The following is a 13,283-nucleotide window of genomic DNA, read 5'->3' as shown; positions in this document are numbered from 1 at the left end:
CCCTTATTACGCTTTTACAAGAAATAGCGGTTGTCCATACTCAACAAGCTGTCCATTATTAACAAGAATCTCAACAATTTCACCATCTACATCTGCATCGATTTCGTTAAATAACTTCATAGCCTCAACAATGCATACGATAGAATCTTTTGATACTCTGTCTCCTACACTTACATATGCAGGTGTATCAGGCGAAGATGAAGAATAGAATGTACCTACCATCGGTGATGTAATTTTATGTAGGTTTTCATTTTGAACCACTTTTTGCTCTTCTTGTTTTGGTACTTCCACTTGTGCTGCCGCTACTGTTGTTTCAACTTCAACAGGTGCTACTGGTTGCACGACTTGTTTTGCTACAGGTGCTTGCACCGCAACAACTTCATTACCACGCTTTTTCATTTTGATTGTCGTACCATCTTTTTTGTATTCAAATTCATCAATATTAGAGCTATCAATTAATTTAATTAATTCACGAACTTCTTGAATTTTAAACATGTAAAATCCACTCCCATACTCTTGTTTGTCTCGTTTTTACAGATTCTCGTCACTAAAACTAGATTGACTGTAAAAATACGATGTACTCTATTAGAAAATGTATTTCATTTACTAATAGAAATAATTGCTATTTCCATCTTACGATAAATTTTTTAAACATTCCAATTTATATTTCTTTATAATAAATCGAAACTCCTGTAAAAATATTATTTCAATAAAAATTTATTACCTAGTAATAATACCAAGTTTCACACAAAATTGGCAAGACCACTTCCTAAAAAACATTCCTTACTTTTTCAAAATGCTACACAATAAACAGATCATTACCGCTCCACTCTTCACTTCATCTATAGTCAACAACATATTTTTACCAAATATTATTTTTTTGTTTACACACCGTTCATCATTCCTTCATATAAGAATAGTATGTTCAAAGTGTAGAAAATATATCGTATCGAGGTGTGGACATATGATATGGCTCATTCTCTTCTTACCTGCCGTAATGGTCTGGGCATTCGTTCTCTTCATCCACGTCAAATCTGGAAAAAGTAATCATCATTACCATGAACCGCTAATCTTTTACTCACAACGTATTTCTCCGTTCCGAGTTGAACATAATAAAAACAACTACAAAGACGAAACAGAAAAAAGCTATCGAAAATGATAGCTTTTTTCTATAACTATTTTCAAACAATCCGATTCGTAAAAACTAATAATCCGCGAGGGATTCCCTCGCGGATTATTAGTTTTTATTTTGTTGGTGGATCAAATTTCACACCTACATCTTTTGATCCGCCTTCACTTCTTACAAGCTGTATAATTTTATTCGCTTCTTTTTGTGAATGCTTTGCTGCTTTCACAGTTACTTTAATGTCAGTTCCATCAGCTCTTACAAGGGCATCTTTATATCCTCCTTGAGACTTAATCACTGTCTCAAGTAATTCTTGCTTCGTTTCCATTGTAGTAATTGCATCAAAATTATCTTTCGCTTTACTCTTTTCTGTTGCTGAAGATTTTGCTGAATTCATCACTTCTTGTAATCTTGATTTTTGTTCACTTAGCTGATCTTCCATTTGCATACGTAACGCTGTGAAATTTTCATCACTGGATTGAACTGTTACGTTAGCATCTTTTTTACTTGTTTCTTTTTGAGCACTCTCTTTTTTGTTCGTTTCTTTGTTTGTTTCTTTATTTGATGTTTCCTTGCTTGTATTTTCTTTTTTTGGCGTTTCTTTAGGTGCTTCATTTGTTACTGCTTTATCAGTACCTTGTTTTTCTTGTCCAATCTTTTCACCTGTTGCCGGCGATGCTGTATTCATTTTGTCAGGAGTTGTTACGTAATAAACAGATAGTACAACAACTAAACTTAACATCGTTAATAGCCAAACCGTTTGTTTTTTTAACACTTTATTTCCTCCCTATCAATTTTTCGGTGATACTGAAACACGATGAGCTGGTACATCTAGCAGCCGTATTACAGCTTCTTTTACCATCGCTTTAACTTGTATATTATCCACTCCTTTTGCTACGACAAGAACACCTCGTACTTTCGGTTTCTCTGTTCGTAAAACAACGGGAGTTTCTTTATCACCTTCACGTATAATGACTGTCTTTTCATCAAGGGACTCATCTTCTACTTCCCTCTTACCACCTGTCTTATCTGTTTCACCTGTTGTTTGTGAACGTTTCACTGTGTTTTTTTCTAATATTTTTTCCTCAGATGAATCTAAATTTACTTTAATCGTTACATTTTTTACTCCCGCTATTTCTTCTAAGGCTGCTTTTAATTCTTGTTCATACGCTTTTTCATACTTTTCTACATTTGACATACTATCATTATTTTTTTGTCCAAAAGTTGGTACGTCTTTTTCTTGGTTTTGCGTTTTTTGTTCTTTAAATACAGGTACTTCTTCTTTTTTACTTGAAAAAAGACTACTAGAAAACATAAGCAAAATCCCAAGAATGAGTAGGACAAGTAAAAACTTAGGTGTTATCTTTTTTCCCTTCTCATTGCTTTCTTTTTCATCCCCATTCAATAAGTTTCGAAAAAATGAGAACTTCGAATTTTTATCTTTATTGTCCATTTACTCTACCTGTCCTCCCTTCCATTTGAACTTGGATTTGTTTATTCTCTAGTTGCCACCTGCTTGAAAAGAAATCTTTCATTTCTACATTCGTTTCTTCTACTTTTTTCGGAGGTTCCTTCGTGTTAATTTCAACTGGTTTTACTGTTTCGATTGCATCATTTTTACTACGTTCTTTTTCTTTCAACGTCACAACAACAGTTTGAATATCTTTTGCTGACTTTACTTCCGCTGTACTTTCCGCTGCGACTATTTGTATTTCAGAGACTGTCATACCATACTTTTTCTCGAATTCTTTTCCTACTTCTTTTTTCATTTTGGTAGCCATCTCTTCTAAACTATATGCACGTGTTAGAGCTTGTATTTCTTTTTTCTTCGAATCTATTGAATTTTTTACAGATCCTTCTGCTACGTACTTCTCTTCATTAAAATTTGCGATTACTTCATTCACATCTGTTTGCAGTAGTTTAAAAAGGGGCGTTAAGATTAAAACAACTAATAATAGACTTACAACGAATTTAACGTACTTTTGCAAATTTGAATTTGGAAGAATAAGATGAAGCATTGTCGCTAAGAGTAAAAAAACGATAATGTTTCTAATCCACTCTGTAACAAATTGCATACCCTTCACCTCCTACCGCATCATAAGTGTAATGTTCCCCGCAGCGATAATAATTGTGATACTTAAAAAGAACATAAATGATACGATAGCTAAGCAAGCAAATACATAAATGATGCTTCGCCCAATAATATCTAAACATTGAATAATTGCTCCGCTGCCAACTGGCTGTAATACTGCTGCTGCGAATTTATAAATAAACGCAATACAAAAAATTTGAATCGCTGGAAAAGCAACAATTAAGCATAGAATGACGAGCCCGATAATTCCGACTGTGTTTTTTAATAATCCCGATGCACTAATAACAGTATCCGCCGCCTCTGTAAACATTCTTCCTACTACGGGAATAAAGTTCCCTGTTACAAATTTAGCAGTTTTCACAGCGATTCCATCAGCAACAGCTGTCGCTGTTCCTTGTACAGATAATACCCCTAAAAAAATCGTTAAAAAAATACCGATAATCCCAACGCTAACGTTTTGCAGAAGCTTGGACAATTTCGTAACTTTATATTGATCACTCATCGTACTTACAATACTTAATATCGTTGCAAGTAATAAAAGTGGTAGAACGATATAATTCATCAAAAGCCCGCTCGTGTTCATTAAAAAGATAATAATCGGATGAAAAAACGATACAGATACAACACCACCTCCAGTTGCTATAAGTGCAAGCAAGATTGGCAATAGCGCTAATATGAAATCTACCATTGTTTGTATCGTTTCTCTTGCATATGTCATGACGACATAAAAACTATTTAAAGCGAAAATAATAAGTACCATATATACAACAGCATCGGCAATTTTACTTACACTGCTCTTTGAAAATGCAGATTGCAGTGATTGCAACAATGCACTAAAAATTGTAAGCATAATGAGCGTTCCAAGTAGCTTCCCATTTGCAACAAGCTCGTGAAATAAATACTTTAATAAACCTAGCATCCACTCTTTTATAGAAATTTCTTTTTCTCCCTTTACAAACTCCATAAAACTACCTTTTTGACTCTCTGGTAAATAACCTCCATATTTTGTAACAAGCCCGTCCCAAAATTGCTTCACATCTTCAATTCCGAGCTTATCCAATTGTTGATCAACGACGTTTGTTTCTACAGGAGAAGCTTGTACAACAACCGGTAAAGAAAAGAAAAGGAAGCAAGCAAATAGCAGCTTAGCTCCAAACCCCCTCAACATTCACTCCCCCTTATCCCGTCGGTAAAAATCCGAGAATAGTTTCAATGACAACCGTCAAAATAGGAATCGCCATTACTAAAATTAAGATTTTTCCAGCTAATTCAATTTTTGAAGCGATTGCACCCTGCCCTGCATCTTTTGTAATTTGTGCTCCAAACTCAGCAATATAAGCAATCCCAATAATTTTTAGCAACGTTTCTACATATACGTTGCTAACTTTCGCTTCACTCGCTACTCTCTCAATCATTTGTAAAATAGAGTGAATTTGATCAATTAAAATAAGAAACATCACGCTACCTACGAACACAATAAATAACGACGTAATGCTAGATTTATGCTGATTTAATACAGCCGCTAAAAACGTAGCAACGAGGCCTAATCCGACAATTTGTATAATTTCGATTCGAACCGCCTCCTTTACTGGAAGAGAAAGACACTCTTAATCTTGTCGAATAGCGTATTAATTAAAAATGCCACATGAAATAAAATAACGACAAAACCGACAAGGATAACCCAATTTGCAATATCCTCTCGCTTTAATTCTTTTAGTACGGTATGAATAAAAGCTAAAACAATGCCGATTCCGGCGATTTGAAATATTAATCCAACATCAATGGACATCGCCTTTCTCCCTCCTATAGTAGTAAAATTACGATAAGTAGCCCCGCTAGTACCCCTAAGCTCTTGATCATTTTTTCGTATTGCAGTTGTAATGCTTTCGCTTCTTCTTCTTCTCTCTCTAAATGTGTAATGCATAAGCGAATATGTTTTTGTTGTGATTCACGATCATGTTGTCCGAGCGTTTCACCAAATTGCTGCAAAATCTCGTACTCAGTTTGTTGAAATGCTGTTAGCTTCCAATTTTCTTTCAAACTATCTATCCAAGCTTCTCTTACTGTTTGTTCTCCGCCTTCTAGCCTTCTAGCGAAACTTTGAAATATCCAATTTAACGGCTTAGGCATTTGTTTCACTAATCGCTCGGCAGCTTCAGACAAAGGTGTGTGCCCATACATAATTTCTGCCTCTAATGATTGAAGTGCCGCTTTTAATAATCTAAGTTGCCTTGGTCTCTCACTGTATCTTTTAGCGTATGAAAATCCGAAAAAGGTGCTGACCGCAACGATTAACACTGCACCAAATATTTTCACCATACGCTTTGCGCCTTTCTATGAGGTAATACCGATTTTCCATATTTATCTTTTACTTGCATAACTGTTCCTGGCCCTCTTGCTTTTGATAGCTCCACAAACCTATCAAATATACCGAGCTCCAGCACCGCTTTTAGTGATGGACGTTTCACAACATCATCATAAGAAAATCCATGTGCGCTTATAAAAAGCTGAACCCCAGCATGCACCGCCTCCATAATTGCTTCACTATCTTCTTTACGCCCAATTTCATCTACAATCAAAATATCTGGACTCATAGAACGAATCATCATCATCATTCCTTCAGCTTTTGGACATGCGTCTAACACATCTACTCGCGCTCCAAAGTCATATTGCGGAATACCTTTCACACAACCTGCAATTTCTGACCGCTCATCAACAATCCCCACTTTACAAGAAGGAATTTTCGAAGCACTTACACCTTGACTCATACAACGTGCTACATCTCTTAAAAGTGTTGTTTTCCCCGTTTGCGGTGGGCCAATTACCATCGTGTTTAACCATCGTGATTCATACAAATACGGCAAAAGTGGTTCAGCAATTCCTATTTTTTGACGAGCGATACGAATATTAAAGGAAGAGACATCTCGAATCATTTTCACTGCGCTTTTTTCTGTAATGACTTTTCCAGCTAAGCCGATTCTATGTCCTCCTCGAAGTGTCACATACCCACGTTTTAATTCCTCTTCCATCGTATAAATTGAGAATTGACTTAACTTATTCAATAAGTAAATGGCATCCTCTGCTGTAACGATATAGTCATAAAAAAACACTTCGCCATGAGCAATACACTCTAGCGGTCTTCCAATTCGAACACGAATTTCCTCTAGAGCATCATATTGCTTACAACTTTCCACTAGCCGCTTCATCGTTTTCGGTAAAACTTCTAATACTTCTTTCATCAGCTTCTCCCCACTATACTCGACTTACTATTTCAACAACGCGATAAAAATGCAGCCAATTCCAAGCGCTAGAAAAAAGAGTTTCAAGAAAGAAATCTCACTTGCCACACTCGCTATGCCTATTGTCATTGTTAAAATTAATACGGTCGGTCCAACAAACGCCAACATACCATTTATAAACAATGCTTTCTTCGCATCATTCACATAAAGCATAAGCAAAGCGGCGAATATTTCCGCGCTACCTGAAAACAACCGAAGTAACCCCATTACAAGCACGGATGTTTCCATTGCCGCTAGCCACTGTTTCATTCTCCCACCTTCTCCCATAACGGTTACTATTGCTACATTCCAAAAAAGAATATATTTGTACAACCATATGCAGGGGTTGTCTATTTCAGAATTAAAAACATAACTTTTCTCTAACACTTTTATTAAATCTGAATATTCATATTACTTTATGGTATATTTAATTTAAAAGGGGGATAGACGATGCAACACGTTACTTTAGTACCACTCGATTTACGCTATGCAAATGTGATTTTCAAGCTATCAAGTGATCCACACGTAAAAAATGCATTAGGAATAAAAGTAGAAAAGATCGAAGACACGAAAGCATTTCTTCTTTTCGCAATAGAAGAAGAGCGCCAAAAGAGGTCTTTATCAAGAATGATTGTAAATGAAGAAAACGAAATAATTGGTCTCACCACACTTAAACATATTAATTATGAGAAGAAACAATCTCACATTGGTAGTTGGCTCGGCTATCCATACTGGGGAAAAGGATATAATGAGGCTGCTAAAAAAGAAATCTTTAAAATTGCTTTTTTGGACTTACAACTTTCCTACGTATTTGCTGGAGCTAAAACGAATAATGTCCGCTCGTTAAAAGCACAAGAAAAACTGCCTTATATTTCATTGCATGTGGAAGATAGATTCCCTGGTGAACATTCTGCCTTAGAGAATGAAGTAAAATCTTCTTGCGTACTACATGTCGTGTCACGTGAAAAATTTCTAAATTGGCTAGACCTACAAAAGGAGAAGGAAAAATATGAAGGTAGTAAAAATTAGTTTAACAGTCGTAGTAGAATTAGCTCTTATTTATCTTTTTTCAAAATTGGTCGGTTGGTCATTTATGGAGACCTTTTTCCTTGGAAGTTTAGCGATATTTGCAATTATGTGGTTAATTATTATGAATACTCATAGAAACAACATTACGGATCACGCAATCAGTAAAACACTGACTGGCGTTGAGACTGGCGAAATAAAACCATTTCAAATTGTTTTCACTCCATATATGGCGGGTACTCTTTCACTTGTTTTAGTTAGTTTTATTATCACTACTATTTACTATCTACCCTATTTCCTATAAAAAAAAGCACTCGTGATGATCACGAGTGCTTTTCTACTATGCACGAGAAACGTATTTACCTTCACCAGTGTTGATGATAAGCATTTCGCCTTCGTTAATGAAGATTGGTACTTGTACAACAAGACCAGTTTCTAATGTAGCTGGTTTTGTTACGTTAGAAGCCGTATCGCCTTTAATACCAGGCTCTGTTTCTGACACTTTTAATTCAACTGTGTTCGGAAGTTCAACACCAAGTACTTCATCTTGGTATGTCATAATAGATACTTCCATGTTTTCTTTTAGGAATTTAAGTTCGCGCTCGATTTGGTTTTCACCAAGTTCGATTTGCTCGTAAGTTCCGTTATCCATAAATACGTGAGACTCACCGCTCGCGTATAAGTATTGCATACGACGGTTTTCGATGTGTGCTTTTTCTACTTTTTCACCTGCACGGAATGTTTTCTCTTGAACAGATCCTGTGCGAAGGTTACGTAGTTTAGAGCGAACGAATGCAGCACCTTTACCTGGCTTTACGTGTTGGAAATCCATTACTTGCCAAAGGGCATTGTCCACTGAAATTGTTAAACCTGTACGAAAATCGTTTACTGAAATCATGTAAAAAAATCCTCCTGTATATTACAAAATAATAAGTTCTTTTGGTGATTTCGTAATTACTTCATTACCTTCACTTGTTACAATGATATCATCTTCAATACGTACGCCGCCAATACCTGGAATATAAATACCTGGTTCTACTGTTACAGCCATTCCTGGTTCAAGTACTGTATCAGAACGGAACGCTAAACCTGGTGCTTCATGGATTTCAAGACCAATTCCATGACCAGTAGAGTGTCCAAAGTATTCACCATATCCTTTTTCCGTTATGTAATCGCGCGTTAACGCATCCGCTTCACGGCCTGTTAAACCAGCTTTAATACCGTTCACACCACGTAATTGTGCTTCTAAAACGATATTATAAATTTCTTTCAATTTATCAGATGGTTCACCAACTGCAATCGTACGAGTAATATCAGAACAATATCCTTTGTAATAAGCGCCGAAGTCTAATGTAACGAAATCTCCTGTTTCTATCACTTTTTCAGATGCCACGCCGTGCGGTAATGCCGAACGAAGACCTGAAGCAACGATAATATCAAACGAAGAAGATGTTGCTCCTTGTTTTCTCATGAAAAATTCAAGTTCATTTGACACTTCAATTTCAGATACTCCCGGGCGAATGAATGATAGAATATGTTCAAAGGCAGCATCTGCAATCTGTGCAGCTTCCTTTAATATCTTAATCTCTGAATCAGTCTTTATCAAGCGTAACTTTTCTACAAGCCCAGAAGTTGGGATAAATTCAGCATCGATTACTTCTTTATGCGCTGAATAAGAACTATATGTAAGAGTATCTTGCTCAAAGCCAAGCTTTTGAATTCCCAGTTCCTTCACTTGCTTTGCAACTTCATCAATGATTAATCCTGCATGCTGTACAATCTCGTATCCAACCGCTTGTTTACTAGCCTGCTCTACATAACGGAAATCTGTAATAAATTGAGCACGATTTTTCGAAATCAGTACAACACCAGCTGTTCCTGTGAAGTTAGCCATATATCTACGACTATGTTCATTTGTTAACAAAATACCGTCAATACCAGCCTCATCAAATGCATTTCTTACTCTTTCGATTTTCTCCATTACTTTATGCCTCCCTCAATTTCTCCATTAATGCAAATAACGCTAACTTATAGCCATAAAAACCAAATCCAACAATTTGTCCCGCACAAACAGCTGCCGTCACAGATTCATGACGGAACGACTCACGCTGATGAATGTTAGAAATATGTACTTCAATAACAGGAATCGAAATGCTCGCAATTGCATCTCGAATCGCATAGCTATAATGCGTAAATGCTCCAGGATTTAAAATGATCCCTTCATATATATCTTCCGCCTCATGAATACGATCGATAATCGCACCTTCATGATTCGATTGGAAACATTCTAACTCCACTCCCATTGTTTCTGCTTCTTGCTTCATATCTGCTTCAAGTGTCGCTAGCGTGCCCTTTCCATATACATTTACCTCCCTGACACCGAGGCGATTTAGGTTAGGACCGTTTACGAGCAGTACCTTTTTCATATGTTTAAAACTCCTTAATATTAAATATCTATATAACATTTTAACATAGGAGTCACTTATTTGAATAGTTTGTCTTCTCTTCCCCTTCTCGCTCAGCTTTATTCGTATTTACTGCGTAGGAAACAGAGTATGCTATAAACACACCATACAATATAAAAATACATACCGTCGTCACAATTGTTTCTTTCGGTAAATGGAGTGCACTTTTAATGGCAGGCGCTATTAATCCCATTCCGAAAAATAGTAACGCCCACCAAAATAGCCCATAAATCATCCCTGGAATAATTCCTTCAAACTTTGCCAAAAACGCTTTATACAAAAAGGCAATTAAAATCGAAAGTAGTCCCATACAAACAATTCCTGACACATTGCCCCATACCCCTTCTTTCCAGCTTCCAAAGGCAAATGGTAAAAGTAAATAGTTCGGTCCTGCTTCCGTAAATGAAAATATATGAAGGAAATACCATATCCCTCCCCAAAAGATTCCACCAAATAAACCAATTTGTACAAAATTCCTTGTTCCTAATTGTTCTTGACTCACATCGACACCTCCGCTCAATAGTATGCCCGAAACTATTTTGAACCATGTTTAAATACTGCGAAATTTGTCTATAAAAAGAATAAGAAATGTCCGACTCTCGTAACATTTTTCCTTGTCATATACTTGTATTTGTCGATAAAATAAAGGAAACTCGGTGATTGTCTTATTTCAAAATGACAGAACCCAGTATGACAATTGCCTCTTTTTCTACATAAGAGAGAAACAAATACAGGTTGGTGTTAACATGGCAGAAGAGTCAAAACAAATATATGGCGGGCAAGCAGTCATAGAAGGAGTTATGTTTGGCGGTAGAGAATATACTGTTACAGCGGTTCGTCGTAAAGATAAATCGATTGAATTTTATCGATTACCACGCGTTCGTAATAAAGCATTATCTATCCTGAAAAAAATTCCATTTTTACGAGGGATTGCCGCTATTGTGGATGCAAGTGCGAATGGAGCAAAACATTTAAACTTTGCTTCAGAACGATTTGATGTCCACCCAGAAGAAGACGAACAAATTGCAAATAACAAAGAAGAACAATCGAAATTAACGATGGTATTAGGAGTTGCAGCAGTTGGCGTTTTATCTTTCATATTCGGTAAAGTCATTTTCACAGCAGTTCCTGCACTACTAGCTGAATTAACGAGACCAATTTTCCCTTCTCATACAGGGCAAATCATTGTCGAAAGTGTCATTAAGCTCATGCTATTATTGAGCTATATATACTTTATTTCTTTAACCCCACTTATTAAGCGGGTATTTCAGTACCATGGTGCGGAGCATAAAGTAATTAATGCCTATGAGAATAATCTTCCAATGACTGTAGAAAATGTGCAAAAACAAACTCGCCTTCATTATCGCTGCGGCAGTAGCTTTATTATATTTACAGTCATTATTGGAATGTTTGTTTATTTCCTTGTCCCTACAGATCCACTTTGGGCCAGAGTCGTAAACCGAATTTTATTAATTCCAGTCGTTCTCGGCATTTCTTTTGAAGTGTTACAATTTACAAATCGATTACGCGATATTCCAGTATTACGCATACTTGGATATCCCGGATTATGGCTGCAACTATTAACAACGAAAGAACCAACAGATGATCAAGTGGAAGTAGCCATTGCATCGTTTGAAGAATTATTACGTTTAGAAAACAAACAATAATTATTTAAAATTGGTGTTCAACTCCTTTCCTCATCGTTAATATACTAATTTTAATATATGTTTTTAGGAGGTGTCCCTTATGAACGGTCGTTCGTTTACATTCGCTATAGTTATGCTTATTATCGGATTAGCAATATTCGGCCTTGTTTCATCTGTCATTACAAATCCAATGGGTGTATTAAGAAATATCGGGTACATGTTACTTGTTGTCGGTATCTTTTATTTGCTATACAAGATGTTTACAAATTCTAGTGGTTCTGCAAATTCGCAAAGCTCTTATAAGCGTGCAGCGAAACAATCGAACCGCAAACATGGGAAACAAAATGTAGCACCCCTAAGCAATTCTTTCTTGAAATCAAACGCTTCTAATGACAAAGGTAAGAAAGGCGCTCCTTCCACTTTGAAGCGAAAGAGAAAACAATCCCATTTAACTGTCATTGAAGGCAAAAAAAACAAAAAGAAAGACCGTGCTTCCTTTTAGGAAATACGGTCTTTTTTTATATTTTGTAGTACTTCTTTCAAACTTTTAACTTTCATACTTTCAATTCGAAGATGATGATTTTCAAATGGTAAATTCCGTGTCACATCATTAGGTACAACAACGCACTTTAATCCTGCTGCAATCGCTGCTTTTAATCCGTTTAACGAGTCTTCAAATACAACAGCTTCAGACGGATCAATCCCTAAATCTTCTATCGCAATTCGATAAAGTGCTGGATCCGGTTTTACCTTCTCAACATCCTCCCTTGTTTTAATGACTTCAAAATAATCTCGAATTTGTAGCTCTTCCAAAAAAGAAGTAACCCATTCTCTAGATGAACTGGAAGCTAATGCGATTTTCAATCCCATTTCTTTCGCTTCCTCTAAATATTCTTTTACCCCGTCACGAGCTTCTGGTATTTTCATTTTCTCTTTATGTAAAGTTTTCACTTTTTCTTTTAATGCATCCTTGTTAAACTTCTCTTTTAATTGCTCATTTAAATATGCATATAGTACATCATCTGTCGTTCCAATACATTTTGCAAATTCCTCTAAAGGTAACTCCCCACCGTACTCACGAACGGCATCTCTGAAAGAGTGGAACCATATTGTTTCTGTGTCCACAATTAATCCATCAAAATCAAAAATAATTGCTTTCATAATTTCCCCATCCTTTTCGGTTGAAATAAAAAAGGAAACGACATACGTTCCCCCTTAATTACTTTTCTCTTCATTTGCTTTTTGAACGCCACGAAGTGTTTCCACTCGAATCTCATCTTGTTCAAAATATTGCACTAGATCACCAATGCGGTCAATTGCTTCCCAACTTAAATGATGTTCAATTCCTTCTACATCATTGTAAATTTTACTTTCATCCAAACCGATAATACGCATAAATTGCTCTAGCAAGTCATGACGGTATACGAGACGCTCTCCGATTTTTTTACCTTTTGATGTTAATACAAGCCCTCTATATTTTTCATAAATTAGATATTCATCTTTGTCTAATTTTTGCACCATTTTTGTTACAGAGGATGGATGTACACTCAGCGCTTCAGCAATATCAGATACGCGGGCATAACCCTTTTCATCAATCAACAAATAAATTTGTTCAATATAATCTTCCATACTAGGGGTAGGCATCGGTTT

The 13,283-nt window shown here is 36.2% G+C and carries 21 protein-coding genes; 5 read left to right on the top strand and 16 right to left on the bottom strand.

Annotation, left to right across the window (positions count from 1 at the left end; translation table 11 throughout):
- Positions 1-6: 6 nt before the first annotated feature.
- Entirely contained in the window at positions 7-495 is a 489-nt protein-coding gene (accB, locus tag QEP67_RS06440; protein ID WP_000472875.1) for an acetyl-CoA carboxylase biotin carboxyl carrier protein, read from the bottom strand.
- 469 nt (positions 496-964) lie between these two features.
- Between accB and QEP67_RS06435 the strand changes: the two genes are divergently transcribed.
- On the top strand, positions 965-1,159 hold the full coding sequence (locus QEP67_RS06435) for a hypothetical protein (protein WP_002107729.1): 195 nt from the start codon (positions 965-967) through the stop codon (positions 1,157-1,159).
- An 85-nt stretch (positions 1,160-1,244) separates the two neighbouring features.
- On the opposite strand, the gene QEP67_RS06430 is transcribed toward QEP67_RS06435, so the two are convergent.
- From QEP67_RS06430 to QEP67_RS06390, 9 genes are read right to left on the bottom strand one after another with little or no spacing between them, the layout of a single operon-like run.
- Positions 1,245-1,901 (bottom strand): SpoIIIAH-like family protein, encoded by a 657-nt coding sequence (locus QEP67_RS06430; RefSeq protein WP_000914707.1) that lies wholly within the window; start codon positions 1,899-1,901, stop codon positions 1,245-1,247.
- Positions 1,902-1,916: 15 nt separating this feature from the next.
- The gene (spoIIIAG, locus tag QEP67_RS06425; protein WP_000368870.1) at positions 1,917-2,579 is read right to left on the bottom strand and encodes a stage III sporulation protein AG; all 663 of its coding nucleotides are present in this window, start codon (positions 2,577-2,579) and stop codon (positions 1,917-1,919) included.
- Positions 2,569-3,201: a stage III sporulation protein AF gene (gene spoIIIAF / locus QEP67_RS06420; protein ID WP_001161039.1), complete on the bottom strand. Its 633-nt coding sequence runs from the start codon at positions 3,199-3,201 to the stop codon at positions 2,569-2,571. Before spoIIIAF ends, spoIIIAG begins: the two co-directional genes overlap by 11 nt.
- A gap of 12 nt (positions 3,202-3,213) precedes the next feature.
- Complete coding sequence (spoIIIAE, locus tag QEP67_RS06415) at positions 3,214-4,386, bottom strand: stage III sporulation protein AE (protein WP_000943696.1); 1,173 nt, start codon at positions 4,384-4,386, stop codon at positions 3,214-3,216.
- Between the two features lie 10 nt (positions 4,387-4,396).
- Entirely contained in the window at positions 4,397-4,780 is a 384-nt protein-coding gene (spoIIIAD, locus tag QEP67_RS06410; protein WP_077393170.1) for a stage III sporulation protein AD, read from the bottom strand.
- A 23-nt stretch (positions 4,781-4,803) separates the two neighbouring features.
- On the bottom strand, positions 4,804-5,007 hold the full coding sequence (gene spoIIIAC / locus QEP67_RS06405) for a stage III sporulation protein AC (RefSeq protein WP_000020914.1): 204 nt from the start codon (positions 5,005-5,007) through the stop codon (positions 4,804-4,806).
- A 14-nt stretch (positions 5,008-5,021) separates the two neighbouring features.
- The gene (gene spoIIIAB, locus QEP67_RS06400; RefSeq protein ID WP_000238693.1) at positions 5,022-5,537 is read right to left on the bottom strand and encodes a stage III sporulation protein SpoIIIAB; all 516 of its coding nucleotides are present in this window, start codon (positions 5,535-5,537) and stop codon (positions 5,022-5,024) included.
- Positions 5,531-6,457 (bottom strand): stage III sporulation protein AA, encoded by a 927-nt coding sequence (spoIIIAA, locus tag QEP67_RS06395; RefSeq protein WP_000665902.1) that lies wholly within the window; start codon positions 6,455-6,457, stop codon positions 5,531-5,533. Before spoIIIAA ends, spoIIIAB begins: the two co-directional genes overlap by 7 nt.
- 27 nt (positions 6,458-6,484) lie before the next feature.
- Complete coding sequence (locus QEP67_RS06390; protein ID WP_000816054.1) at positions 6,485-6,766, bottom strand: YqhV family protein; 282 nt, start codon at positions 6,764-6,766, stop codon at positions 6,485-6,487.
- A gap of 180 nt (positions 6,767-6,946) precedes the next feature.
- Between QEP67_RS06390 and QEP67_RS06385 the strand changes: the two genes are divergently transcribed.
- Together QEP67_RS06385 and QEP67_RS06380 are read left to right on the top strand one after the other, a co-directional pair.
- Positions 6,947-7,525, top strand: coding sequence for a GNAT family N-acetyltransferase (locus tag QEP67_RS06385; protein WP_001165002.1), 579 nt, complete (start codon positions 6,947-6,949; stop codon positions 7,523-7,525).
- Positions 7,506-7,826 (top strand): hypothetical protein, encoded by a 321-nt coding sequence (locus tag QEP67_RS06380; protein ID WP_000869697.1) that lies wholly within the window; start codon positions 7,506-7,508, stop codon positions 7,824-7,826. The genes QEP67_RS06385 and QEP67_RS06380 overlap by 20 nt, the downstream gene beginning before the upstream one ends.
- A gap of 36 nt (positions 7,827-7,862) precedes the next feature.
- Here QEP67_RS06380 and efp read toward each other — a convergent pair whose 3' ends face one another.
- Genes efp through QEP67_RS06360 form a run of 4 tightly spaced genes read right to left on the bottom strand, consistent with a single transcriptional unit; the run spans position 7,863 to position 10,489 of the window.
- Positions 7,863-8,420 carry an elongation factor P gene (efp, locus tag QEP67_RS06375; RefSeq protein WP_000626521.1) on the bottom strand — a complete coding sequence of 186 codons (558 nt, stop codon included), beginning with the start codon at positions 8,418-8,420 and terminating at the stop codon, positions 7,863-7,865.
- A gap of 21 nt (positions 8,421-8,441) precedes the next feature.
- Positions 8,442-9,503 carry a Xaa-Pro dipeptidase gene (gene pepQ, locus QEP67_RS06370; RefSeq protein ID WP_000411060.1) on the bottom strand — a complete coding sequence of 354 codons (1,062 nt, stop codon included), beginning with the start codon at positions 9,501-9,503 and terminating at the stop codon, positions 8,442-8,444.
- Between the two features lie 4 nt (positions 9,504-9,507).
- Positions 9,508-9,948 (bottom strand): type II 3-dehydroquinate dehydratase, encoded by a 441-nt coding sequence (gene aroQ / locus QEP67_RS06365; protein ID WP_000757087.1) that lies wholly within the window; start codon positions 9,946-9,948, stop codon positions 9,508-9,510.
- A gap of 52 nt (positions 9,949-10,000) precedes the next feature.
- Complete coding sequence (locus QEP67_RS06360) at positions 10,001-10,489, bottom strand: YqhR family membrane protein (protein WP_000076891.1); 489 nt, start codon at positions 10,487-10,489, stop codon at positions 10,001-10,003.
- Positions 10,490-10,733: 244 nt separating this feature from the next.
- On the opposite strand from QEP67_RS06360, the gene QEP67_RS06355 reads away from it, so the two are divergent.
- Both QEP67_RS06355 and QEP67_RS06350 read left to right on the top strand, forming a co-directional pair.
- Positions 10,734-11,654, top strand: a complete 921-nt coding sequence (locus QEP67_RS06355; protein ID WP_000807116.1) for a DUF1385 domain-containing protein — start codon at positions 10,734-10,736, stop codon at positions 11,652-11,654.
- A gap of 79 nt (positions 11,655-11,733) precedes the next feature.
- Positions 11,734-12,135 carry an SA1362 family protein gene (locus QEP67_RS06350; protein WP_001014467.1) on the top strand — a complete coding sequence of 134 codons (402 nt, stop codon included), beginning with the start codon at positions 11,734-11,736 and terminating at the stop codon, positions 12,133-12,135.
- Here QEP67_RS06350 and QEP67_RS06345 read toward each other — a convergent pair.
- Together QEP67_RS06345 and mntR are read right to left on the bottom strand one after the other, a co-directional pair.
- Positions 12,132-12,794, bottom strand: a complete 663-nt coding sequence (locus tag QEP67_RS06345; RefSeq protein ID WP_000643920.1) for an HAD family hydrolase — start codon at positions 12,792-12,794, stop codon at positions 12,132-12,134. The genes QEP67_RS06350 and QEP67_RS06345 overlap by 4 nt on opposite strands.
- 54 nt (positions 12,795-12,848) lie before the next feature.
- Entirely contained in the window at positions 12,849-13,277 is a 429-nt protein-coding gene (mntR, locus tag QEP67_RS06340) for a transcriptional regulator MntR (protein WP_001143070.1), read from the bottom strand.
- Positions 13,278-13,283 lie beyond the last annotated feature (6 nt).

The sequence above is a fragment of the Bacillus cereus group sp. MS39 genome (assembly GCF_040448665.1).
Lineage (GTDB): Bacteria > Bacillota > Bacilli > Bacillales > Bacillaceae_G > Bacillus_A > Bacillus_A wiedmannii.
The sequence above is the reverse complement of the archived record's forward strand: the minus strand, read 5'-3'. Positions and strand labels throughout refer to the sequence as shown.

Excerpts from the sequence above, each read along its gene's own strand:
- QEP67_RS06350 (WP_001014467.1), top strand. The coding sequence starts at position 11,734 with ATGAACGGTCGTTCGTTTACATTCGCTATAGTTATGCTTATTATCGGA.
- spoIIIAG (WP_000368870.1), bottom strand. The coding sequence starts at position 2,579 with ATGGACAATAAAGATAAAAATTCGAAGTTCTCATTTTTTCGAAACTTA.
- spoIIIAC (WP_000020914.1), bottom strand. The coding sequence starts at position 5,007 with ATGTCCATTGATGTTGGATTAATATTTCAAATCGCCGGAATCGGCATT.
- efp (WP_000626521.1), bottom strand. The coding sequence starts at position 8,420 with ATGATTTCAGTAAACGATTTTCGTACAGGTTTAACAATTTCAGTGGAC.
- QEP67_RS06385 (WP_001165002.1), top strand. The coding sequence starts at position 6,947 with ATGCAACACGTTACTTTAGTACCACTCGATTTACGCTATGCAAATGTG.
- QEP67_RS06435 (WP_002107729.1), top strand. The coding sequence starts at position 965 with ATGATATGGCTCATTCTCTTCTTACCTGCCGTAATGGTCTGGGCATTC.
- QEP67_RS06355 (WP_000807116.1), top strand. The coding sequence starts at position 10,734 with ATGGCAGAAGAGTCAAAACAAATATATGGCGGGCAAGCAGTCATAGAA.
- QEP67_RS06345 (WP_000643920.1), bottom strand. The coding sequence starts at position 12,794 with ATGAAAGCAATTATTTTTGATTTTGATGGATTAATTGTGGACACAGAA.
- QEP67_RS06390 (WP_000816054.1), bottom strand. The coding sequence starts at position 6,766 with ATGAAACAGTGGCTAGCGGCAATGGAAACATCCGTGCTTGTAATGGGG.
- pepQ (WP_000411060.1), bottom strand. The coding sequence starts at position 9,503 with ATGGAGAAAATCGAAAGAGTAAGAAATGCATTTGATGAGGCTGGTATT.
- spoIIIAA (WP_000665902.1), bottom strand. The coding sequence starts at position 6,457 with ATGAAAGAAGTATTAGAAGTTTTACCGAAAACGATGAAGCGGCTAGTG.
- accB (WP_000472875.1), bottom strand. The coding sequence starts at position 495 with ATGTTTAAAATTCAAGAAGTTCGTGAATTAATTAAATTAATTGATAGC.
- spoIIIAE (WP_000943696.1), bottom strand. The coding sequence starts at position 4,386 with ATGTTGAGGGGGTTTGGAGCTAAGCTGCTATTTGCTTGCTTCCTTTTC.
- mntR (WP_001143070.1), bottom strand. The coding sequence starts at position 13,277 with ATGCCTACCCCTAGTATGGAAGATTATATTGAACAAATTTATTTGTTG.
- spoIIIAF (WP_001161039.1), bottom strand. The coding sequence starts at position 3,201 with ATGCAATTTGTTACAGAGTGGATTAGAAACATTATCGTTTTTTTACTC.
- spoIIIAB (WP_000238693.1), bottom strand. The coding sequence starts at position 5,537 with ATGGTGAAAATATTTGGTGCAGTGTTAATCGTTGCGGTCAGCACCTTT.
- aroQ (WP_000757087.1), bottom strand. The coding sequence starts at position 9,948 with ATGAAAAAGGTACTGCTCGTAAACGGTCCTAACCTAAATCGCCTCGGT.
- QEP67_RS06380 (WP_000869697.1), top strand. The coding sequence starts at position 7,506 with ATGAAGGTAGTAAAAATTAGTTTAACAGTCGTAGTAGAATTAGCTCTT.